19 protein-coding genes are annotated in these 19,800 nt (G+C 63.0%); 13 read left to right on the plus strand and 6 right to left on the minus strand.

Going from position 1 to position 19,800, the window contains the following annotated elements:
* Positions 1 to 195: 195 nt before the first annotated feature.
* The 3 genes from cydB to fdhD all read right to left on the minus strand — a co-directional run bounded on the left by cydB (position 196) and on the right by fdhD (position 3,564).
* A complete protein-coding gene (cydB, locus tag ACVIGB_RS23110) occupies positions 196 to 1,185 on the minus strand; it encodes a cytochrome d ubiquinol oxidase subunit II (RefSeq protein WP_456720898.1) in 990 nt (329 codons plus the stop codon).
* 15 nt (positions 1,186 to 1,200) lie between these two features.
* Positions 1,201 to 2,598 carry a cytochrome ubiquinol oxidase subunit I gene (locus tag ACVIGB_RS23115; protein ID WP_456720897.1) on the minus strand — a complete coding sequence of 466 codons (1,398 nt, stop codon included), beginning with the start codon at positions 2,596 to 2,598 and terminating at the stop codon, positions 1,201 to 1,203.
* A gap of 138 nt (positions 2,599 to 2,736) precedes the next feature.
* The gene (gene fdhD, locus ACVIGB_RS23120) at positions 2,737 to 3,564 is read right to left on the minus strand and encodes a formate dehydrogenase accessory sulfurtransferase FdhD (RefSeq protein ID WP_456720896.1); all 828 of its coding nucleotides are present in this window, start codon (positions 3,562 to 3,564) and stop codon (positions 2,737 to 2,739) included.
* Between fdhD and ACVIGB_RS23125 the strand changes: the two genes are divergently transcribed.
* From ACVIGB_RS23125 to ACVIGB_RS23140, 4 genes are read left to right on the plus strand one after another with little or no spacing between them, the layout of a single operon-like run.
* A complete protein-coding gene (locus tag ACVIGB_RS23125; RefSeq protein ID WP_456720895.1) occupies positions 3,557 to 3,802 on the plus strand; it encodes a hypothetical protein in 246 nt (81 codons plus the stop codon). The genes fdhD and ACVIGB_RS23125 overlap by 8 nt on opposite strands.
* A 38-nt stretch (positions 3,803 to 3,840) precedes the next feature.
* Positions 3,841 to 4,293, plus strand: a complete 453-nt coding sequence (locus ACVIGB_RS23130) for a DUF2231 domain-containing protein (protein ID WP_456720894.1) — start codon at positions 3,841 to 3,843, stop codon at positions 4,291 to 4,293.
* Positions 4,290 to 5,639: a PQQ-dependent sugar dehydrogenase gene (locus ACVIGB_RS23135; RefSeq protein WP_092124317.1), complete on the plus strand. Its 1,350-nt coding sequence runs from the start codon at positions 4,290 to 4,292 to the stop codon at positions 5,637 to 5,639. The genes ACVIGB_RS23130 and ACVIGB_RS23135 overlap by 4 nt, the downstream gene beginning before the upstream one ends.
* Positions 5,588 to 6,328 carry a hypothetical protein gene (locus ACVIGB_RS23140; RefSeq protein WP_456720893.1) on the plus strand — a complete coding sequence of 247 codons (741 nt, stop codon included), beginning with the start codon at positions 5,588 to 5,590 and terminating at the stop codon, positions 6,326 to 6,328. The genes ACVIGB_RS23135 and ACVIGB_RS23140 overlap by 52 nt, the downstream gene beginning before the upstream one ends.
* Before the next feature lie 12 nt (positions 6,329 to 6,340).
* On the opposite strand, the gene ACVIGB_RS23145 is transcribed toward ACVIGB_RS23140, so the two are convergent.
* Positions 6,341 to 7,708 (minus strand): sensor histidine kinase, encoded by a 1,368-nt coding sequence (locus ACVIGB_RS23145; RefSeq protein WP_456720892.1) that lies wholly within the window; start codon positions 7,706 to 7,708, stop codon positions 6,341 to 6,343.
* A gap of 56 nt (positions 7,709 to 7,764) precedes the next feature.
* On the minus strand, positions 7,765 to 8,445 hold the full coding sequence (locus ACVIGB_RS23150) for a response regulator transcription factor (RefSeq protein ID WP_092126808.1): 681 nt from the start codon (positions 8,443 to 8,445) through the stop codon (positions 7,765 to 7,767).
* Between the two features lie 189 nt (positions 8,446 to 8,634).
* On the opposite strand from ACVIGB_RS23150, the gene ACVIGB_RS23155 reads away from it, so the two are divergent.
* From ACVIGB_RS23155 to ACVIGB_RS23175, 5 genes are all read left to right on the plus strand, one after another.
* Complete coding sequence (locus ACVIGB_RS23155) at positions 8,635 to 9,795, plus strand: NAD(P)-dependent oxidoreductase (RefSeq protein WP_456749216.1); 1,161 nt, start codon at positions 8,635 to 8,637, stop codon at positions 9,793 to 9,795.
* Between the two features lie 302 nt (positions 9,796 to 10,097).
* Entirely contained in the window at positions 10,098 to 10,343 is a 246-nt protein-coding gene (locus ACVIGB_RS23160) for a hypothetical protein (RefSeq protein ID WP_456720890.1), read from the plus strand.
* Between the two features lie 291 nt (positions 10,344 to 10,634).
* On the plus strand, positions 10,635 to 11,096 hold the full coding sequence (locus ACVIGB_RS23165) for a hypothetical protein (RefSeq protein WP_456720889.1): 462 nt from the start codon (positions 10,635 to 10,637) through the stop codon (positions 11,094 to 11,096).
* 265 nt (positions 11,097 to 11,361) lie between these two features.
* Entirely contained in the window at positions 11,362 to 12,378 is a 1,017-nt protein-coding gene (locus ACVIGB_RS23170; RefSeq protein ID WP_456720888.1) for an aldo/keto reductase, read from the plus strand.
* The gene (locus ACVIGB_RS23175) at positions 12,375 to 12,776 is read left to right on the plus strand and encodes a cupin domain-containing protein (protein WP_456720887.1); all 402 of its coding nucleotides are present in this window, start codon (positions 12,375 to 12,377) and stop codon (positions 12,774 to 12,776) included. Before ACVIGB_RS23170 ends, ACVIGB_RS23175 begins: the two co-directional genes overlap by 4 nt.
* A 531-nt stretch (positions 12,777 to 13,307) precedes the next feature.
* On the opposite strand, the gene ACVIGB_RS23180 is transcribed toward ACVIGB_RS23175, so the two are convergent.
* The gene (locus ACVIGB_RS23180; RefSeq protein WP_456749217.1) at positions 13,308 to 13,751 is read right to left on the minus strand and encodes a hypothetical protein; all 444 of its coding nucleotides are present in this window, start codon (positions 13,749 to 13,751) and stop codon (positions 13,308 to 13,310) included.
* A 48-nt stretch (positions 13,752 to 13,799) separates the two neighbouring features.
* Between ACVIGB_RS23180 and ACVIGB_RS23185 the strand changes: the two genes are divergently transcribed.
* From ACVIGB_RS23185 to ACVIGB_RS23200, 4 genes are all read left to right on the plus strand, one after another.
* Complete coding sequence (locus tag ACVIGB_RS23185) at positions 13,800 to 14,978, plus strand: efflux RND transporter periplasmic adaptor subunit (protein ID WP_456720885.1); 1,179 nt, start codon at positions 13,800 to 13,802, stop codon at positions 14,976 to 14,978.
* Positions 14,975 to 18,082: an efflux RND transporter permease subunit gene (locus ACVIGB_RS23190; RefSeq protein WP_456720884.1), complete on the plus strand. Its 3,108-nt coding sequence runs from the start codon at positions 14,975 to 14,977 to the stop codon at positions 18,080 to 18,082. The genes ACVIGB_RS23185 and ACVIGB_RS23190 overlap by 4 nt, the downstream gene beginning before the upstream one ends.
* 160 nt (positions 18,083 to 18,242) lie before the next feature.
* Complete coding sequence (locus ACVIGB_RS23195; protein WP_456749218.1) at positions 18,243 to 18,848, plus strand: ABC transporter ATP-binding protein; 606 nt, start codon at positions 18,243 to 18,245, stop codon at positions 18,846 to 18,848.
* On the plus strand, positions 18,838 to 19,659 hold the full coding sequence (locus tag ACVIGB_RS23200) for an ABC transporter permease (RefSeq protein ID WP_456720882.1): 822 nt from the start codon (positions 18,838 to 18,840) through the stop codon (positions 19,657 to 19,659). Before ACVIGB_RS23195 ends, ACVIGB_RS23200 begins: the two co-directional genes overlap by 11 nt.
* Positions 19,660 to 19,800: the final 141 nt, after the last annotated feature.

Raw genomic sequence — 19,800 nt, forward strand, 5'->3', positions numbered from 1 at the left:
GGCGCCTTTGTTGAGATTGCGCGGGCTGACACAGCGCAGCGCATCGTAGCGAATGCCGAACGTCACCGTAGCGCGTTGCATCGAGCTGGGGGGTCGCAAATCCCGACATGATGCGGCGTGCGCTTCTCCGGCGGACTGGCACGAGACCCGGCGAATATCGCGATCCTCTGCTCAGCTGATCCCCGGCCGGCGCGATCAATGGGAGCCCGGCATGCCGCCGACCTTGCCCCGAAAGACGCGATATCCAACGGCGACATAGATGAGCATCAGGGGAAAAACAAAGATGCCCTCGCCCCAGAACATGAAGGCAAGGCTGGCGTGGGGCGCAGCAGCCTCGTCGATCGTGATGGCAAAGGGGATCATGTAGGGCCAGAACGACAGCGCCAATGTCCCGAATGCCGAGCCAAAGATCACGGCGACCGCATAGAACGGCCAGCGATCGTTGCGATGCAGGATACTGCCGGCCAGTACCATCGCGGCCGCCGCCCCCGTCGCGGGAAACACGAACAGGTAGGGACGGTCGAGCCAACGATGCATGATCGGAAGGTTCTCGATCAGAGCATGGATGAAGACCGCGACCAGGAACACCAGGACGGCAATCGCCAGCACCGGAATCTGGCGTCGGGCTCGCTCCCGGAGGTGAGAATGGCACTTCTGAACCAGCCAGCAGGCGCCGAGAAGGGCATAGCCGAGGCAGAGCCCAACGCCGCACAGGATGGAGAACGGGCTCAGCCAGCCGAATGCACCGCCAGCATAGAGACCGCTCGTGAACTTCAGGCCTTCGACCAGCGCGCCAACCGTCACGCCCTGCATGAAACTTGCGCACAGCGACCCGCCGACGAAGCTCAGGTCCCAGATCCAGCGTACCCGCCGCGCGGCGCGATGGCGAAACTCGAACGCGACGCCGCGCAGGATCAGCCCCAACAGCATGATGATGACTGGCAGATAGAAGGCCGACAACAATGTCGCATAGACCACGGGGAATGCGCCCCACAGAATGACGCCGACCACCACGAGCCAGGTCTCGTTGCCGTCCCAGACGGGCGCAATCGTATTCTGCATGACGTCGCGATCCGCCTCGCTCCTCGTCAGGCCGAACAGCATGCCGACGCCGAGATCAAAGCCGTCGAGCAGCAGATAGATCATGATGCTGATGGCGAGGAGCGCGACCCAGAACAAGACCATCCCAATTCTCCTCCGCTAATGTGATTGTGGTTCGATGAAGTCTTGCTCGGCCAGAGACATCGGACGGTTCGGGGACGCACCGTGCGGCGGCTCCACGGCAAGCCTTGTCGGACCAGCGCGCAGGAGCCGGTAGATATAGAGGATGCCGAACGAGAAGATGAGGACGTAGACCGCGCCAAACAGGACGAGTGAGGTCATGGCCATGGGCGCCGTCAGGAATGGCGTCATCGCATCGGCGGTTCGCAGAAGGCCGTAGATCACCCAGGGCTGTCGTCCGACCTCGGCGACGTACCAGCCGGTGAGAATCGCGATGAACGGAAGCGGGAAGCTGAGGAAGATCGCCCAAAGCATCAGGCGGTTTTGCCGCAGCCGGCGCTTGATGCTCAGATAGGACCCGAGCCAGGCCACCGCGAGCATGATCATGCCGCAGCCGACCATGATGCGAAATGTCATGAACGGGATCAGAACCGGCGGACGATCCTGCGGCGGAAAGTCAGCCAGTCCTACCTCCTTCGAGGTCAGGCTCGCGCTTCCGATGATGCTCCCCAGAACCGGAATCTTGATCTCGTACCGGTTGCTTTCGGTTGCCGGATCGGGAAGTCCGATCAGCACCTCGCTCGCCGGCTGTTCGTCATGCCAGCGGCCCTCAATCGCGGCGAATTTCGCCGGCTGGTAGGTGTGGACATAGTCGCCGACCAGGTGACCAAAGACCATCTGGACAGGGATCAGCACCGCTGCGAGGAAGAGCCCCATCCGCAGCATCACCCTGGACTCGGCGTAGTAGTCGCCTCGAAGAACATACCATGCGCCCGTCGCGGCAACGCAGAACGCGCCGGTGAGATAGGCGGCCAGCAGCATGTGCGGGAATCGCGACCACACGACCGAATTGAAGATGATCGCCGTCCAGTCGTTCGGCACGTAGTAGCCGTTCTCGAGCACGTAGCCGACAGGCACCTGCATCCAGCTGTTGTTGGTCATGATCCAGAACGCGGACAGCGTGGTCCCGAGCGACACCATGGTCGTGGAGAACAGGTAGAACAACGGCGGCACCCGCTTCCGCCCAAACACCAGAACACCGAAAAAGCTCGCCTCCAGCGTGAAGGCCGTGAAGGTCTCGTAGGACAACAGAGGTCCCTGGATCGGACCGGATATCTTCGACAGGACGCTCCAGTTCGTCCCGAACTCGAAGCCCATGACCACGCCCGACACCACGCCCATTCCGAACGCGATGCCGAAGATCTTGAGCCAGAACTCAAAGAGCGTCTGGTAGACTTGGCGGCCGGTTCGCAAGTGCATCGCCTCGAGCACCGTCAACCAGGCGGCAAGACCGATCGTGAAAGCGGGAAAGATGATGTGGAATGAGATCGTGAAGCCGAACTGTATCCGCGACAGCAGAAGCGCCGTGGCATCCATCTCAACTATCCTTTCCGGGAGCGCGCACAAGCTGCTCCCACCCTGCTGCAGGTAGGCCGCCCCTCAGGGACGCTTTGCCGGAACGCACGGGCTGGCATGAAATGCGCATCCCGTGGGAACGACGCGCATTGAGACCATTCAGGCCGCGACCAGCCGATCGTCGGAGAAGATGAGGCGATCGGGATGGGTGAAGATTTCGTAGCCGTCCGCGCGGGCGACCGCGATCAAGGTAATGCCGGCCTGATCGGCCGTCCGGATCGCAAGCGACGTCGGCGCCGAAACTGCGACCAGCACGGGAGCGCCGATCCTTGCCGTCTTCTGCACCATCTCGACCGACACGCGGCTGGTCAGGAGAACGGCCCCTGCCGCGCGCGCGACGTTGTCGCGAATGAGCGCTCCCGCAAGCTTGTCGAGCGCGTTGTGCCGGCCGACGTCTTCGCGGATCGAACCGATCCCGCTGGACGGCAGCCAGAACGCAGCCGCGTGAACCGCGCGCGTCTGCTGATTGAGCTGCTGCAAGGGCGCCAGACCGCTCATGGCCCCCAAAAGATCGCGGGCGCGGAACTTCACATTGCTCGACACCCGCGCGGGCGACGGGCACGCCTGCTCGAGGCTTTCGATGCCGCACAATCCACAGCCTACGGGACCGACCAACGCGCGGCGTCGCGCAACCAGCCGATCTGCCCGATCTCCCTCGAGCCACATTCGAATTTCAATCCCGGCATCGGTCTCGACGAGCTCGATGCTCGCAATCTCGCCGGCCCGTTCGACAATGCCTTCCGTCAGCGCAAATCCGATTCCAAAGTCCTCCAGGTCGGCTGGTGTCGCCATCATCACGGCGCTGGCGGATCCGCAGAAGGTCAGCGCGACCGCCTTCTCCTTGGCGATCAACCTCGACGACAACGTCGGATTGCCGCCGCGCCAGATGAGCTTTGCACTGTTTTCGAGCGAGCTGTCGATGATCATGGCTGCCGTTCCGAATGTCGGTGTTGATGTGAGCCGACCGGCCTCGACGATGAGCTACTTCCGCTTCGCGCGTCGCGATTGCCTGTTTGCACGGCAGCGCTCAGTTCCGCTTGATCGCAGGGCTTTGCGGCCGTCCGACGCTTACGTGCGAATCCGAAAGGAATTCTCTCAACAGCAACGATATTCGGAGGCAGACACCCTTCTCGGGCATGCCGGTCCAAACAAAGCCGCGCACTGAGGGGTCACAACGGCTGGGCAATCATGGAGCGTACAATCGTGGCTGTATTCACCGATGCCGCTGACGGCGGTCGAGCAATGGCAAACGTCCATCGACAACCGATCCACCCGGCCCTCGTCCCGTTTCCGGTCGCCTATTTCGCCGCCGCGTTCCTTACCGACTTCGCCTACTGGCGGACTGCAGAGGTGATGTGGGAGCGGTTTTCCGTGTGGCTGATTGCCGGAGGGCTGGTCATGGCTGCGTTGCTGGCAATTGCCGCGGTCATCGATCTCCTGTTCCGGAAGCAGCGGCCGGCATGGAACCGCGCGCTTCCCTATGCCTGCGCGGTGGCCGTCTCCATCCTCAATGTCCTCGTTCACAGCCGTGACGGCTACACCGCCGTGGTCCCGACCGGGCTGACGCTGTCGGGACTCGCCCTCGTCCTCCTCCTGTTTGCGGTCTCCACGGGATGGACCTTGACCAACAACCGCCGCAGTGGAGCAAGCGCATGAGTGACAGCAGGACAGCTTTGCCGCGCGTTGCCGCCATCATGGTCGCTGTTGCCGGGTTGGGCCTGGCAGGCTGCGACGACAGGGGCGGTGATCCCAAGCTTCAGATCGGCGCCAATCCCGTGCTGCCGGCGCTGCACCAATATCTGCTGCCGCCGATCCGGATCGCGACACCCGTTGGGTGGGGATCGGCGACGCCCAAGGTGCCAGAAGGCCTGCAGGTCCATGCCCTCGCCACCGGCTTTCAGCATCCCCGCTCGCTCTACGTTCTGCCGAACGGGGACGTGCTCGTCATCGAAAGCAACGGTCCGAAGGCGCCGGTCTTCCGTCCAAAGGATCTGATCACCGGCATCGTCCAGCGGTTCGCCGGCGCCAAAGCCAGGGACGCCAACCGGATCACGCTGTTGCGCGACACCAATGGCGACGGTGTTGCCGACGAGCGCACCGTGTTTCTCGATCATCTCAACTCGCCCTTCGGCGTCGCCCTGGTTGGCCACGACCTCTACGTCGCCAACACGGACTCGATCATGCGTTTCCCGTATCAGGATGGACAGACCAGCATCACGGCGAAAGGCACCAAGCTGACCGATCTCCCCGGAGGGCCGATCGATCATCACTGGACCAAGAGCCTTCTGGCCAGCGCCGACGGAACCAAGCTCTATGTCGGCGTCGGGTCGAATAGCAATGTCGGCGAAAACGGGCTGGAAGCCGAGCGCGAACGAGCGGCGATCTGGGAAGTCGATCGCGCCACCGGAGCCCATCGCATCTTCGCCAGTGGAATGCGCAATCCGACCGGGCTGCAATGGGAGCCGGAAACCGGCAAGCTCTGGGCGATCGCCAACGAGCGAGACGAGATCGGCCCGGATCTCGTGCCGGATTATCTGACCTCGGTGCAGGATGGAGGTTTCTATGGCTGGCCCTACAGCTACTACGGCCAGCATCTCGATCCGCGCGTTGAGCCGCAGCAGCCCGATCTCGTGGCAAAGGCGATCGTGCCGGACTACGCCCTCAGCTCGCACGTCGCCCCCCTGGGGTTGGCGATGTACTCGGGCACGGGCCTCCCTGCCAACTACCGCAACGGGGCGTTCGTCGGCGAGCATGGAAGCTGGGACCGAACGCCGCTCAATGGCTACAAGGTGGTCTTCGTGCCGTTCAAGGACGGGAAACCCTCCGGCCAGGCCCAGGACGTCGTGACCGGCTTTCTCGATGAGAATAATCACACGCATGGCCGGCCGGTCGGCCTTGCCGTCGATCGGAGCGGCGCGCTGCTGATCGCCGATGACGTCGGCAACACGGTGTGGCGTGTCTCATCGTCCGGTCCAGCGCCGCAGGCCAAGCCAGCCTCTTAGCCGGCCGACCGCTCGAGCGGGACCGGTGCGGTCAGAATGAGCCGCACTGGCACCCCGCGCCCAGGCTCCCTGCTGCCATCGACACCGCCGGCATGACCGGCGTCCGAGACGGAGGCGAATCCGCGTCTCCGTCTACCGTGATTACGATCAACTCCGAGTTCGCGGCCATGACGAGACGAATAACGATTGCCCGATCCGGCCTCATTGCTTGTTGTCTAATTGGCCTTTCAGCCAGCGCGGTCGTGATGGCCGTGGTATTGCGCTCCAGCGGTGCTGCCAGCCCGCATCAAGCCGCTCTTGTGCCCGTGGAGTATGTGCCCTCCATCAGCGATCTGATGATCGGGACCATCCAGCCCCGTCACGAACGGCTTTGGCGCGCCGCGCAGGACAGCAATTGGGATTTCGCGGCGTATGAGCTTGGAAACCTTCACGGCGCCTTCGCAAGGCTTGGGCGCGCGCATCCGACCGAGCAGAACATGTCGTTTCCCGACATGATAGCCGGGGTCACTGATCAGCCGTTCAAGGACCTGAACGGCGCGATCCAGGCAAAGGATCAGGCGGCCTTTTCCAAAGCCTATGGCGAGCTGACCGATGCCTGCAATTCATGTCATCAGGCCCTGAACCATGGCGTCGTCGTGATCGGCCGTCCCGACGCCGAGTCGCGCTCGGACCTGATACTGCGAAAATGAGGCGCGGCACTTCTAGCGATCTTTCCGATCGGAACACACGATATCGAAGCGGCCGCCTGGACCAGGTTGAATCACGAGCCGGAAGCCATGCAGCTTGGCGATGGCCGCGACGAGGCTCAGTCCGAGCCCAACGCCAGGCGTGTTGCGCATCTTGTCGGACCGATAGAACCGCCGCAACACCGCCTCACGCTCTTCCTCGTTGATCCCAGGTCCGGTGTCGGACACCCGCAAGATCGACTCGTTATCGCCTCGCAACAGGACGAGCCTCACCTCGCCGCCGGCGGGCGTGAACTTGATGGCGTTATCGACGAGATTTGCAACGGCCTCGAACAGCAGGTCGCGGTCACCCCAAACGTGGAGCTTGAGGTCGATATCGACGCCGAGCTTGATCTGCTTGTCCTCGGCGATCGGCTCATAGACATCGTAGGCCTCGCGCAGGATCTCATGCAGGGCGACGTTGCCAAAGCCGGCGGAACGACGGCTGTTCTCGATCTCAGTCAACCGCAGGAGCGCGGTGATGATCGCGAGCGATTGGTCGATGCCGGCGACGGCCCTGTCGGCAACCTCCTGGGATTGCTCCAAGGTGGTGGCGTGCGTACGCCCGCGCTCCAACGCCAGCCGCGCCCTCGTCAGAGGCGTCCGGACGTCGTGAGCGATATCGTTGCCAACTCCCGCCAGCGCGTTGATCATGGTTTCCATTTCATCGAGCATGCCGTTCACGATCACCGCCAGCCGAGAGAACGGATCGTCGACACCATGATGCGGCAGGCGTTCCCGCAGGTCGCCGGCAATGATCCGCTGGACCCGCTGGTTGACTTCCTCGACGCGCCGCTGGGCGCGCAAACTCAGCCAGGCTCCCGCGACCAGGCAAAGGCAGAGCGCCGGCACGAGACCGAGCGCGAGTGCCTGACCGACGACACTCGATATTTCCCGGGTCTCGTCAACGTTTCTTCCGATCAGCAGGACGTCGCCGTTGTCCAGCCGCCTGCCCACAGCCCGGATCGTCGGGTCGCTGCCATCAACCTGGTTCGTTCGCGCCACCTTGGTACCTTGCACCGATCCGTCGATCCTGAACATCGGCGGGACGCTTTCGACATTGCCGGCAAGCCGGCTGCCACGTGCGTCGAACAGTCCGGCGAACTGCACGCTCCTGGAATCCTGCCCGAGATGGTCCGCGATGGCATCAACGCGGCGATCGTGCGGCAGCCCGGCCATGTAGTTCATCTGCATGCCGATCGTGCGATCGGACCGGGCAATCAGGTAGGCATCGATCTTCCAGTAAATAAATCCGAACAGCACGATCACGAAGACTGCGAACAGCGCCGATACCGCCGCGGTCCAGCGGAACGTGTTGGAGCGTATGAACTGGAATTGGCGCATCGATTCCGCCGGGCCCTTATTGATATCTCCCGTCAACATGCCAGACGCCGAGGGGACTATGACTTCGCTCGGAGGATGAACCCGGAGCCTCTCACATTATGGATCATCTGCGGTTCGCCAGGCGCGTCGACCTTATGCCGCAGGCGGCCCATATGCACATCGACAAGGTTGGTCGTGGCAGGCACAAATTTGTAATTCCAGACCTCTTCAAGCAGCATGGCTCGCGTTAGTAATTGATCGTTTCGCCGCATCATGTATTCGAGCAGCCGGAATTCGCGCGGCAGGAGATCCATCCGGCGATCTCCGCGCCACGCCGTCCGTTCGATGAGATCGAGCTCGAGGGAGCCGACCCGCAAGGTGGTCTCACGGCTATCCGCGGGTCGGCGCAACAACGCCTCGATGCGCGCAATCAGCTCGATGACCGCAAACGGCTTCGTCAGATAATCGTCTCCGCCGCTGCGCAGGCCGCGGACCCGGTCGTCGACGGCGCTGAGCGCGCTCAGCACCAGGACAGGCGTGGCAACCTGATCTCTTCGGAGCGATTCGATGACGGCGAGACCATCCATCCCGGGCAGCATGCGGTCCACGATCAGCACGTCGGGGGCAATCGATCGAGCCTTGGCGAGACCGTCAACACCGTTCGAGGCCCGCTCGACCTCAAACCCGAGCCCGCTCAACTCGGCGACAATCTCCTCGGCCGTTCCATCATCGTCTTCTATCAGAAGGACCTTCGTCATCCGCTCGATCTCAAACATTCCGAAGCACATCGGTCCCGGCGAGGACAGCATATGCTCGCTGATTGGCCAAGTCATAGCTCAGTCTCCACCGAGGACACCGCTAGAGAAATGAGCCGGACCGCGCCGCCCGCTCGACCTGGCGAGACCGGCGCCGTCCGCTCCGGGCATTTCACCGCCTCCACAAGCGCGGTGGGATCCGGCGAAACAGATAGCCTGCTTCCGACCGAACAGCCATTAAATAGCAATTTAAGGAGTTTAGCGCCCATCGCGGGCGACCGACCGCGGCTCTACCGAGCGCTCCCTGCGCAGCCTAAATTCGATTTTAGACGACACCTGTCCGAAGCGATCCTAAGTGTGGCCCAAAGACGAGGCCATCAGGGCGAACAGGTCATGCCGAACCACATCGACGAAGTGAGCACCAAGCGCGACACGCTCACCGATCCACATCAGCATCGAAAGATCGGAGTGATCGGGCTCGGACTGATGGGCACGGCGATCGCGGCCAACCTGGTCGCTGACGGTTGCAACGTAATCGCCTATGTGCGCCGGCCGGAGCGTGTGAAGGATCTTCGGTCGCTCGGTATACACGCGACGACGCATCTTCCGGGCCTGTTCAGTAGCGACGTCCTCATCAGCATGCTGCCCGACGACGACGCCGTTCGCGACATCTTCTTCGGATCATCAGGCATAGCTGATTGCTTGCCGTCGGGCGCGATCCATCTCTCGATGAGCACGATCAGCACCGGTGCCTCGACCGAGTTTGCGCGCGAGCACGAACGTCGCGGCCAGGGCTATGTTGCGGCCCCCGTGTTCGGGAACCCCGACGCGGCCAAGGCCCGGCAGCTCGCCATCGTTGTCGCCGGCGCGCCGGAACATTGCGAGCGTTGCCGGCCCGTGACTGACACGCTGGGGCAGACCTTCTTGGTCGGAACCGATCCAACGCAGGCCAACCTGATCAAGCTGCTCGGCAACATGATGACGGCAACGAGTCTCGAAGTCCTTGGCGAGATCATCACCGTACTGAGGAAACGCGGACAGGATCCGCAGCAGTTCGTCGACATCATGACCGGCACGATGTTCGGAAGCCGGGTCCACAAGAGCTACGGCAGCAGGCTTATCGCCGGCAGCTTCGCGCCGGGATTGACGATGCCGCTGGCGCTCAAGGACGTGCGCCTGGCCCTCACGGAGGCCGAACTGGCAGGCGCTCCGATGCCCTCGGTCGGCGTCGTTCGCGACCGGCTGATCACCGGAATCGCGCGCGGCCATGGCGGTCTCGACTGGACCGCGCTCGGCCTTGTAGCGTCCGAAGAGGCAGGGATCGACGCCGGCGACCAGCGACGGCCAGCCTGACACGGAAGCTTCTGTCGATCCGCTGAATCGCGACGGCAATGTCCGGCGCGAGCATCAACCTTGTGACATTCTCGCATGTCCAATTCGCGCAACGACCTGCAGGCGCGTTCGTGGCCGGATCGTCCTCGCGCAATGCATTCCTCGCAATCGTGTCCTCATCATCTTCCGATCTCACCACCACCAACTCACGCGGCATTGAAGGGACGTGAGAAGCTGTGCATTGGGATGATCTCTCGTCGTCCGTATCTGCTGCAACGGGCCTAGCATTGATACGGCCTGCTGTTTTTCAACGGAGAACCTCGATGACCAAACTCAAGATGCTGTCGGCCGGGCTGATTGCGGTCGCGATGCTGGCGACGCCGGCCATGGCTCGTGAAGCACACGTCACCTACCCGCGCCACGCTGTGGAAGCCGATTCCGCCGCGGCACAGGCGCCCATCATCGTTGATGGACGTGCCTGCATTCCGGCGCCGCGCGTCGGCTCGTTTGCAACTGCGCCGTGGACCGGCAACAACGTTCCCTGCGAACCCGGTACGGGCGAGTTCTGACCACGGATCGCTAACCCTTCAGCACGATCGTCCGAGAGAGCAGGCCGGAATCACGTTCCGGTCTGCTCTCTCGTTTGTGGTCGATCAAAAAGAGTTCGAAGCCGGGTCGAGCAACACGCAGCGGCGAGTGATCCCTTCAACTTCTCGGGAAGCCGGCTGCTTCCGCCGTTCTTGAAGTCGAATTTAATGGCGAGGCCGATCGTCGCTCCCAATCTTTCATCACGAAGCCCGGGCGGTGTTGCGATCTCTGCATCGATTGCCGGACGCTTCGATACAGAAAGGAGTGTCATGATGAAACGAGTGATGATGATCCTGGCAACGGTTGCAGTTGCCTCAGCGCTGGGGATGGGTGCTGCCGACGCACGCGGCGGCGGCGGTGGTGGCGGTGGCGGTCATGGAGGCGGTTTCGGCGGCGGTGGTCACATGGGCGGCTTCGGCGGTGGTGCTCACATGGGCGCCATGACCGGCGGTGCCCATATCGGCGGATTCGACGGCGGTGCACATATCGGCGGCAGCGTTGGCGCTGCGCATGTCGGCGGGCTCGGCATGGGCATGCATGTCGGCGGCGCGGCGGCGCTCGGCACTGACCACGTCGGTGTCGGCGATCATCCGCATCCCTACGGCACGGGCGTCCACCACGCCATGCACGGTTATGGTCGATACCGGCCCGGCTACGGACTGTACGATTATCCGGATTGCTCCGGCTGGTCCTATCTGCATCCCGGTACGCCTCTGCCGCTCAGCTGCGGCTAGTCGCCTAGGCAACCCCTGCCTCGGTCCGGATTTCGCCAAGCAGCGATCCGGACTGGCGGCGGATCGATGACGGGCTTCAATTCAACGTGACATCTCTGAAGTCCAATTCATTGGGGATGCATCTCTGGCAGCCCCACCTCGAGCCTGAAGAACCCAGCAGCTCGCCGCGGTTCGTTCAAGACCGCTCGATCAGCGCTTCCTGACACACGCCCCCGGCGTGGTCCCAGGCAAGCCAGCGCACTGCTGCACCGACCAGGAGTAGATCATGAACGTTGCCCCCTCTCTCAACATGGAGTTCATCGAGATCCCCGGGACCTCCATTCGCGTGTCTCGCATCGCACTCGGAACATGGGCGATCGGCGGCTGGATGTGGGGCGGCAGCGACGAAAGCGAGGCCGTCAAGACGATTCATGCAGCCCTGGATCGCGGCATCAATTTCATCGACACAGCGCCGGTCTACGGATTTGGCCGGTCGGAGGAGATCGTCGGAAGAGCGCTGGATGGCCGCCGTCATCGCGCCGTCATCGCCACGAAAGTCGGGCTCGACTGGAAGGACGGTAAGCCGTTCCGGAACGCAAGCAGGTCGCGCATCATGGAAGAAGTCGAGCAGTCGCTGCGTCGGCTCCGCACCGACGTCATCGACATCTACCAGATTCATTGGCCGGATCCGCTCACGCCGATCTCGGAAACCGCCGAGGCCGTCGGCGCGCTCTATCGCGACGGCAAGATTCGCGCTGTCGGCGTCAGCAATTTCAGTCCGGCGCAGATGGACGAGTTCCGCGCGATCGCGCCGCTGCATGCGGCCCAGCCCCCGTACAACATGTTCGAGCGCGCGATCGAGCAGGACGTGCTTCCCTTCTGCCGGGATAACAGGATCGCGCTGCTCGCCTACGGATCGCTATGCCGCGGCCTGTTGTCGGGCCGGATGTCCAGCTCCAGCCGGTTCGCGGGAGATGATCTCCGCAAGAGCGATCCGAAGTTTCGAGCGCCTCGCTTCGAGCAGTACATCGGGGCCGTCACGCGGCTCGATCGCTTCGCTCAGGAGTGGTTCGGCAGAAGAGTGATCCAGCTTGCAGTGCGCTGGGTCCTCGACCGCGGCCCATTGAATGTCGCCCTGTGGGGCGCCCGCCGCGCGGAGCAGCTTTCGCCGATCTCCAACGTGTTCGGTTGGCGGATCGACGATGCCGCGATGGCCGATATCGACCGTATCCTCGCGGAAACCATCCGGGATCCTGTTGGCCCCGAGTTCATGGCGCCTGCCGAACGGGAGGCAGTCCGATGACCCAATCCGCAATCAATGTGGTCAGCCGGGATCGGTTCGATTCCGCGACGGCGCAAACACCTGGCTCCCACCGCATCGCCGCGATCGCCCCCTCGCTGGGAATCGCGTCGGCGATCTGGGGCGGTCTGTTCGAAGTCGAGCCCGGAGCCCGCACCGGCATTCACCATCACGGTGAGCAGGATACCATCGCATTCGTGCTGTTCGGGCGCTGCAGGATCCGCTGGGGCGACAAGGGCGAGTTTTCCGCGAACGCGGTCGCCGGCGACTTCATCCATGTGCCGGCCTTCCTCCCGCATATGGAGATCAATCCGTCCCGACAGTTGCCGTTCCGGTGGGTCGTCGTGCGCAGCACGGCGATGCCGATCGTCGTGAACCTCCCCGACGGCTATTGGCCATGATCACAACAGGGCCTGCGTCCATCACGGCGGTCCGAAGGACAACAACCGACGGAGTCGCTCACGCGGCGAGTTCGTACTCGGCAGAGCGCAGCCCTTCAATGAAGTAGGGAACGGTCCCGAAGCGGACCTGCTTCGGGGACGGTTGCTTCGGTTCAATGAGTTTCGTGCGAAGACGCAACGACGCGCGACGCGCCCTCCATAGTCTTGAAGTGTCCGATCGGTTGAATGGAGAATAGACATGAAATGCTGGTTGATCGCTGTCTGTGTTGCGTTCTCCACGGGCGGGGCCGCAACGGCCCAGGTCACCGGCATGGCGGTCCCGACGCCCACGGTCGGCGCCACGTCTCCGCTCACCAGCGCGACGGGCTCGCCCTTATCCCCATTGGGAATTGGCCTCGGCGCAACTGAACTGCCGTCGGCCGGTGTCAGCCCTGCTCCAACCCTCACCGGCAGTATCGCCGTTCCGACGATCGGCACCGCATGCACGAGCCTCGGAACGTCACCCGCCGGAATGTACGGTTCGCCGTCGACCTATGACGGTGGCGGAATGACGACGAGCTCAACATCGTCTGCGGACGCCTCGTCGGGGCTATCTGCCACCTCCGGAATGTCGACGACGTCAGGGATGACGCAGAGTTCCGGAATGACGACGTCGTCCGGCGCGCTGGACACTGCCGGAACATCGGGCATGTGCGGCTCGGGCTCGAGCAGCATTGCCGCTTCATCCAATCCCACGGCGACCTCACCGACGACGCCCGGCGGCGGCGCGCGAACAGGCGTTCCGCTGGGCTCGACCGAGGTCAGCAATCTCGGCGTCAGCGCCGCAGCTCTCGTTCCCACGGCGGGCGTGCTGCCTGTCACGGGAAGCACGGCACTGATTGCGACCGCTCCGGCGATCCCCACGCTCGGGACGGCATCGACGATATCAACTGCACCAACGACATCTGGATGTTCCTCCACGACATCGACAGTCATCACCACGCCGGGCAGCTGCTAGGCCATCTCGTCCCTGGAGCCACATCCATGAACAAGACAATCATCGCTTCCGTTGTCGTGTCGACTGCCGCGGTCGCCGGACTGCTGTATGCGATCCATGTCCTGCCGCTGCAAAAGGCCTCGGCCAAGCCCGCTCCGCCGCCTCCGGTGCCGATCGTTGCCGGGACCGTGACCCAGCATGATGTCCCGATCTATCTGACCGGCGTCGGAACGGTGATCGCCTACAACACCGACGTCGTTCGCGCCCAGATCCAGGGGCAGATCGTCAGCATCAATTTCACGGAAGGGCAGAAAGTTCGTGCCGGCGACCTACTGGCGCAGATCGACCCCAGACCGTACCAGGCATTGATCGATCAATACACGGCAAACCTCGAGCGCGACCAGGCGCAGCTGGTGAACGCAAAGGCCAATCAGGTTCGCTACGCCCAGCTCGGCGACAAGGGCTGGGCCACGCCCCAACTGATCGAAACGCAGAATGCGCAGGTCAGCGAGTTGACCGCCGCCGTCAAGGCGGACCAGGCGCTGATCGACGCCGCGAAGGTGCAGCTCAGCTTTACCCGACTGACGTCGCCGATCGACGGCGTCGTCGGCATCCGTCAGATCGACGTCGGCAACATCATAAGCCCCTCCAGCACCAACGGGCTCTGCATCGTCACGCAACTCGACCCAATCTCTCTGATCTTCACCCTGCCCGAGACCGTTCTGCCGCGGATCCAGCAACAACAGCAGAAGACGAACTCGCCCCTTCCGGTCGTTGCCTACAATCAGGACAATACGATCCGGTTGGGCCAGGGTACGCTTGGTCTTGTCAACAACGAGATCCTGCAAACCACCGGCTCGATCCAGCTCAAGGCGAACTTCGAGAACAAGGCCAGAAGCCTCTGGCCCGGCGAACTCATCAACGCCCGGCTGTTGCTCGACACCCGACATAACGGCCTCACGGTTCCCGCGTCGGTGATCCAGCAAGGACCGAACGGTTCCTACGCCTACGTCGTGAATGCGGACAACACCGTATCGATCCGCCAGGTCAAGGTCGCGCAGGTCAGCGACGGCCAAGCCTTGATCGACGCCGGTCTCGCAGCCAACGAGCAGGTCGTGATCGACGGACAGTACAAGTTGCAGCCAGGAACCCATGTCGCCCCGCTCCACGGCAAGGCCGCGGAAGAAGCCGCCGCCCAGGACGCAATGCAGGCACCGATCCCATGAACATATCCGCCCCCTTCATCAAACGGCCGATCGCAACCGTCCTGCTGATGGTGGGATTGCTGGCTGCCGGCCTCATCGCGTACCCGTTGATGCCCGTGGCGGCGCTGCCGAACGTCAACTATCCGACGTTGTCCATCACTGCCCAGTTGCCCGGCGCCGACCCGCAGACCATGGCGTCGTCGGTGGCGTCGCCGCTCGAACTGCAATTCGGCGAAATTCCGGGCCTTACCCAGATGACGTCGGCGAGTGCGCTCGGCTACACCCAGATCACGCTGCAATTCGACCTGAACCGTCAGATCGACGGAGCGGTCAGCGACACGCTGTCGGCGATCAACGCGGCCAGCGCCTATCTGCCGACCGGGATGCCGTATCCCCCGACGATCCGCAAGGTCAATCCCGCAGACACGCCCATCCTCGTGCTCGGTCTCACCTCGGACAGCCTGCCACTCACCACAGTGGATGCCTATGCCGAGAATATTCTGTTGCAGAAGATCTCGCAGATCCAGGGTGTCGGGCTGGTCGGCATTGGCGGTCAACAGAAAGCATCGGTCCGGGTCCAGGTCGATCCCGAGGCGTTGGCGGCGCGTGGCATCAACCTCGAGGACGTGCGCACCGTTCTTGGCCAGGCCAATGTCGATCTCGCCAAGGGAACGCTCAACAGCCCACGCCAGACCTACACGTTGAGCACCAACGACCAGCTGTTCAACCCCGATCAATACGCCGATCTCGTGATCGCGTATCGCAACGGCTCGCCGGTCCGGATCCGGGACATCGGGCGAGCGGTCAGCGCCGGAGAGAACGACCTGATCGCGGGCTGGTACAACAACCAGCGTGCGATCATGCTGGCGATCCAGCGCCAGCCCGGCGCGAACGTCGTCGAGACGGTCCAGCGGATCAAGGCCTTGATGCCGACCCTGCAGGCCTCGATCCCCGCTGCCATCAAGATCAACGTCATCTCGGACCGCACCCAGACGATTCGCGCCTCGATCGCCGACGTACAGTTCACGCTGCTCCTGACCGTCGCACTCGTCGTGATGGTCATCTTCGTATTCCTGCGGAGCTTCTGGGCGACCATCATCCCGGCCGTAACCGTGCCGCTGTCGCTGATCGGAACGTTCGCGATCCTCTATGAGATGGGCTACAGCCTCGACAATCTTTCCCTGATGGCGCTCTCGATTGCAGTCGGCTTCGTGGTCGACGACGCCGTCGTCGAGATCGAGAACATCACGCGGCATATCGAGGAGGGCCTTTCGCCTTATGATGCTGCGATGAAGGGATCGGGCGAGATCGGCTTCACCGTGATGGCGATCACCTTCTCGCTCATCGCGGTCTTCATTCCGCTGTTCTTCATGGGCGGCTATGTCGGACTGCTGTTCCGGGAATTCGCCATCACGGTGAGCGTTGCGCTCGTGCTCTCGCTGATCATTTCCCGAACCCTGACGCCCATGATGTGCGCCTACCTGCTGAAGCCGGAGAGCCAGGCGCATGGCCGGCTCTACCGCTGGTCCGAGCGCGGCTTCGATGCCCTGCTCGGCATCTACGAGGCAGGATTGAAGGTCGTGCTTCGGCACCGCTTCATCACCTTGATGGTGATGATCGGCACCATCGTGGTCACCGGCTATCTCTATGTGATCATCCCGAAGGGCTTCTTCCCTCAGCAGGACACCGGACTGATCCTGGGTCAGTCGGAAGCGGCACAGGACATCTCGTTCCAGGCGATGGCGCAGCGCCAGCAGGCCATGCTCGATGCCATCCTGCGCGATCCCGCCGTGGCCACGGTCGGCTCGGCGGTGGGCGCAGGCGGAGGCACCTACACGGTGAATGACGGCCGCGTGTTCATTCAGCTCAAGCCGGCAGAGCAGCGTGATCCGATCGACAAGGTGATCGCGCGGCTGCGGACCAATCTGGCGAAGATCCAGGGCATCACACTCTACATGCAGCCGGCGCAGGACATCACCGTCGGCGCACGGCTGAACAAGACACAGTTCCAATACACGATGAGCGACGCCGATGCCGGCGAACTGAGCCATTGGGCCAATCTGTTCCTGGACAGGATCAAGAGTCTGCCGACCGTCGCCGACGTGACCACCGACCAGCTCAATTCGGGACCGCTGCTTGACATCAGGATCAAGCGCGAGGTCGCTTCGTCCTACGGGATCCTGCCCTACACGATCGACAATACGCTGGACGACGCGTTCGGCCAGCGCATCGTCTCGACCATGTACACGACGCTGCAGCAGTACCACGTCATCCTGGAGGTCAATCCCAAGTTCCAGTACGGCCCGGAGGCTCTCAACGGCATCTACGTCAAGTCCTCAAGCGGACAGCAGGTCCCGCTGTCGACGCTGGTCGATTCCGCCGTGAAGGTCTCACCGCTCGTCGTGAACCATCAGGGACAATTCCCCTCGGTGACGATCTCGTTCAACCTTGCCCCGGGTGTGGCCATTGGACAGGCGGTGAGCGGCATCCAGGCCATCGAGAAGCGGCTTCACCCGCCGCTGTCGCTGCAGACGAGCTTCCAGGGTAATGCGCAGGCGTTCGGCGCATCGCTGAGCAGCACGCCGATCCTGATTGCCGCCTCGCTGTTCGTGATCTACCTGATCCTCGGTGTGCTGTACGAAAGCATGATCCATCCGATCACCATCATCTCGACGCTGCCATCGGCCGGCGTGGGTGCCTTGCTGCTGCTAATGGCCGCTCATTTCGATCTCAGCGTGATCGCGATCGTCGGCATCATCCTGCTGATCGGTATCGTCAAGAAGAACGGCATCATGCTGGTCGACTTCGCCATCCAGGCCGAGCAAACCGAAGGCCTCTCGACCGAAGAGGCGATCTACCAAGCCTGCATCAAACGCTTTCGGCCGATCCTGATGACGACGATGGCGGCGCTCCTCGGTGCGGTCCCGATGATGATCGGCACCGGCGTCGGATCGGAGATCCGCCAGCCGCTGGGCTACGCGATTGTCGGCGGCCTCGCGCTGTCGCAGGTGCTGACGCTGTACACCACCCCGGTTGTCTACCTCTATCTGGACCGGCTGCAGATCTGGCTGTTCAGGCGACATGAGGCTGCGGCACATGATGTATATCCGACGCCTGCGGAATGAGCCGACGCCTGGTGGCGGTGACAGTGCACTCGACAGAGGCGTAGCAGCGCAGTTTGCTTCGGAAGCGTCAATCCGGCGCCAACCGATCGGCGCGACCACCCTCGAAACCGTGCGGCTATCGCGTAAGTCCGGTGATCGCGTTCTCGTCCGGGACGTCAGCATGAAGGCGATGGCCGGCGAGATCCTCGCCATCGTGGGACCAAGCGGAGCTGGAAAGTCATCATTGCTTCGGCTGCTCAATCGGCTGGACGAGCCGACGTCCGGCACGGTTCTGCTCAATGGTAAGGACTACCGCTCCATCGCCCCACAATGCTTGAGACGGCGGGTCGGCATGGTCATGCAAACAGCCTACCTGTTCCCGGGCACCGTCGCGGACAATATCGCATTCGGACCACGTCAGCGCGGCGAAGCCCTGGCGCCGACCAGGATTGCCGCGCTGCTGGAGCGTGTCGGCTTGCCCGGATTCTCCGATCGCCACGTCAGCAATCTCTCTGGCGGCGAAGCGCAGCGCATCGCACTGGCGCGGATGCTCGCAAATCAACCCGAGGCGCTGTTGCTGGACGAGCCGACCTCCGCACTGGACGAGGCATCGGTGCGCGGCATCGAGGAGCTCATCCTGGGCATCGTCAGGGAACGGCGAATGACATGCGTGATCGTGACGCATAATCGCGCACAGGCGATGCGGCTTGCCGAAAGGACAATGGTCATGGAGCGCGGCCGGCTCGCAGCGATCGGCCCAACGCATGAGGTGTTGCATGCTGGCTGAGCTTCAAAGCAGCATCGGAGACGATGTCTTGATTGGCCTTGGGCAGGCTGCCGCCGCAATTGCGCTGTGTGCCGCCATCATGGCGTTATGCGCGTGGCAAGCCGTCCATGTGGGGTTGGAGGCCGCCATATCGATCGTACGCGGCCTCGTGCAGATGGTGTTGGTTGGCGTGGTGCTGGCCGTGCTGCTGCACGGCAGCCTGCTGATCGGATCGGTCATTCTGTTCATGATGACGATCGCGGCCGCGGTCACGGCATCGCGACGCCTCAAGGGAATGAACGGCGCCGTTCTCATGTGCTTCTGGTCGATAGCCGCGGGCGCCGGAACCATCATCGCGGTGATGCTCGCAACGCGCAGCCTGCAGCCGGAGATTTCGACTCTCGTCCCGGTCGGGAGCATGATCATCGCCAATGCCATGAATTCATGCGCCCAGGCGATCGAACGTTTCAGAGCCGAAATTGCTGCCCACACCGGACACATCGAAGCGGCGCTGTCGCTTGGCGCCGAGCCCGCGGTCACCGTCGCGCCCTACCTTCAGAGCGCGGTCTATGCGAGCCTGTTGCCGCGACTCGACATGATGAAGTCGCTCGGGCTGGTGTGGATCCCGGGCGTCATGGCAGGCATGGTCGTCTCAGGTACGAGCCCGGTCTATGCAGGCATCTACCAGTTCATCGTCGTGGCGATGATCCTGTCTGCGTCCGGGATCACGGGTCTTGTCGCGACGGCTCTGATGCGATCGCACGCCTTCTCGCCGGCGGCGCAGCTGTTGCTTCGACCGGCTGGCACGGCCGCGGGCGACCGCGCCGACTGAGCGCATTTGCTCGGTGTACCGACACGGAAACACGAGATCGTGACACTCGGATCGAGCGCGGGTCGCCTCCCCGCGCGAGCTCGACTAACAGCCGGAAGGCAGCGCCGCACCCGGTGTCGCCGCAGCGCCCGGGGTGCTGGA

The sequence above is a fragment of the Bradyrhizobium sp. USDA 4341 genome, from assembly GCF_054063755.1.

Excerpts from the sequence above, each read along its gene's own strand:
- cydB (WP_456720898.1), bottom strand. The coding sequence starts at position 1,185 with ATGGTCTTGTTCTGGGTCGCGCTCCTCGCCATCAGCATCATGATCTAT.
- ACVIGB_RS23115 (WP_456720897.1), bottom strand. The coding sequence starts at position 2,598 with ATGGATGCCACGGCGCTTCTGCTGTCGCGGATACAGTTCGGCTTCACG.
- ACVIGB_RS23125 (WP_456720895.1), top strand. The coding sequence starts at position 3,557 with ATGATCATGGCTGCCGTTCCGAATGTCGGTGTTGATGTGAGCCGACCG.
- fdhD (WP_456720896.1), bottom strand. The coding sequence starts at position 3,564 with ATGATCATCGACAGCTCGCTCGAAAACAGTGCAAAGCTCATCTGGCGC.
- ACVIGB_RS23135 (WP_092124317.1), top strand. The coding sequence starts at position 4,290 with ATGAGTGACAGCAGGACAGCTTTGCCGCGCGTTGCCGCCATCATGGTC.
- ACVIGB_RS23145 (WP_456720892.1), bottom strand. The coding sequence starts at position 7,708 with ATGCGCCAATTCCAGTTCATACGCTCCAACACGTTCCGCTGGACCGCG.
- ACVIGB_RS23150 (WP_092126808.1), bottom strand. The coding sequence starts at position 8,445 with ATGACGAAGGTCCTTCTGATAGAAGACGATGATGGAACGGCCGAGGAG.
- ACVIGB_RS23160 (WP_456720890.1), top strand. The coding sequence starts at position 10,098 with ATGACCAAACTCAAGATGCTGTCGGCCGGGCTGATTGCGGTCGCGATG.
- ACVIGB_RS23165 (WP_456720889.1), top strand. The coding sequence starts at position 10,635 with ATGAAACGAGTGATGATGATCCTGGCAACGGTTGCAGTTGCCTCAGCG.
- ACVIGB_RS23170 (WP_456720888.1), top strand. The coding sequence starts at position 11,362 with ATGAACGTTGCCCCCTCTCTCAACATGGAGTTCATCGAGATCCCCGGG.
- ACVIGB_RS23175 (WP_456720887.1), top strand. The coding sequence starts at position 12,375 with ATGACCCAATCCGCAATCAATGTGGTCAGCCGGGATCGGTTCGATTCC.
- ACVIGB_RS23180 (WP_456749217.1), bottom strand. The coding sequence starts at position 13,751 with ATGACTGTCGATGTCGTGGAGGAACATCCAGATGTCGTTGGTGCAGTT.
- ACVIGB_RS23185 (WP_456720885.1), top strand. The coding sequence starts at position 13,800 with ATGAACAAGACAATCATCGCTTCCGTTGTCGTGTCGACTGCCGCGGTC.
- ACVIGB_RS23190 (WP_456720884.1), top strand. The coding sequence starts at position 14,975 with ATGAACATATCCGCCCCCTTCATCAAACGGCCGATCGCAACCGTCCTG.
- ACVIGB_RS23195 (WP_456749218.1), top strand. The coding sequence starts at position 18,243 with ATGAAGGCGATGGCCGGCGAGATCCTCGCCATCGTGGGACCAAGCGGA.
- ACVIGB_RS23200 (WP_456720882.1), top strand. The coding sequence starts at position 18,838 with ATGCTGGCTGAGCTTCAAAGCAGCATCGGAGACGATGTCTTGATTGGC.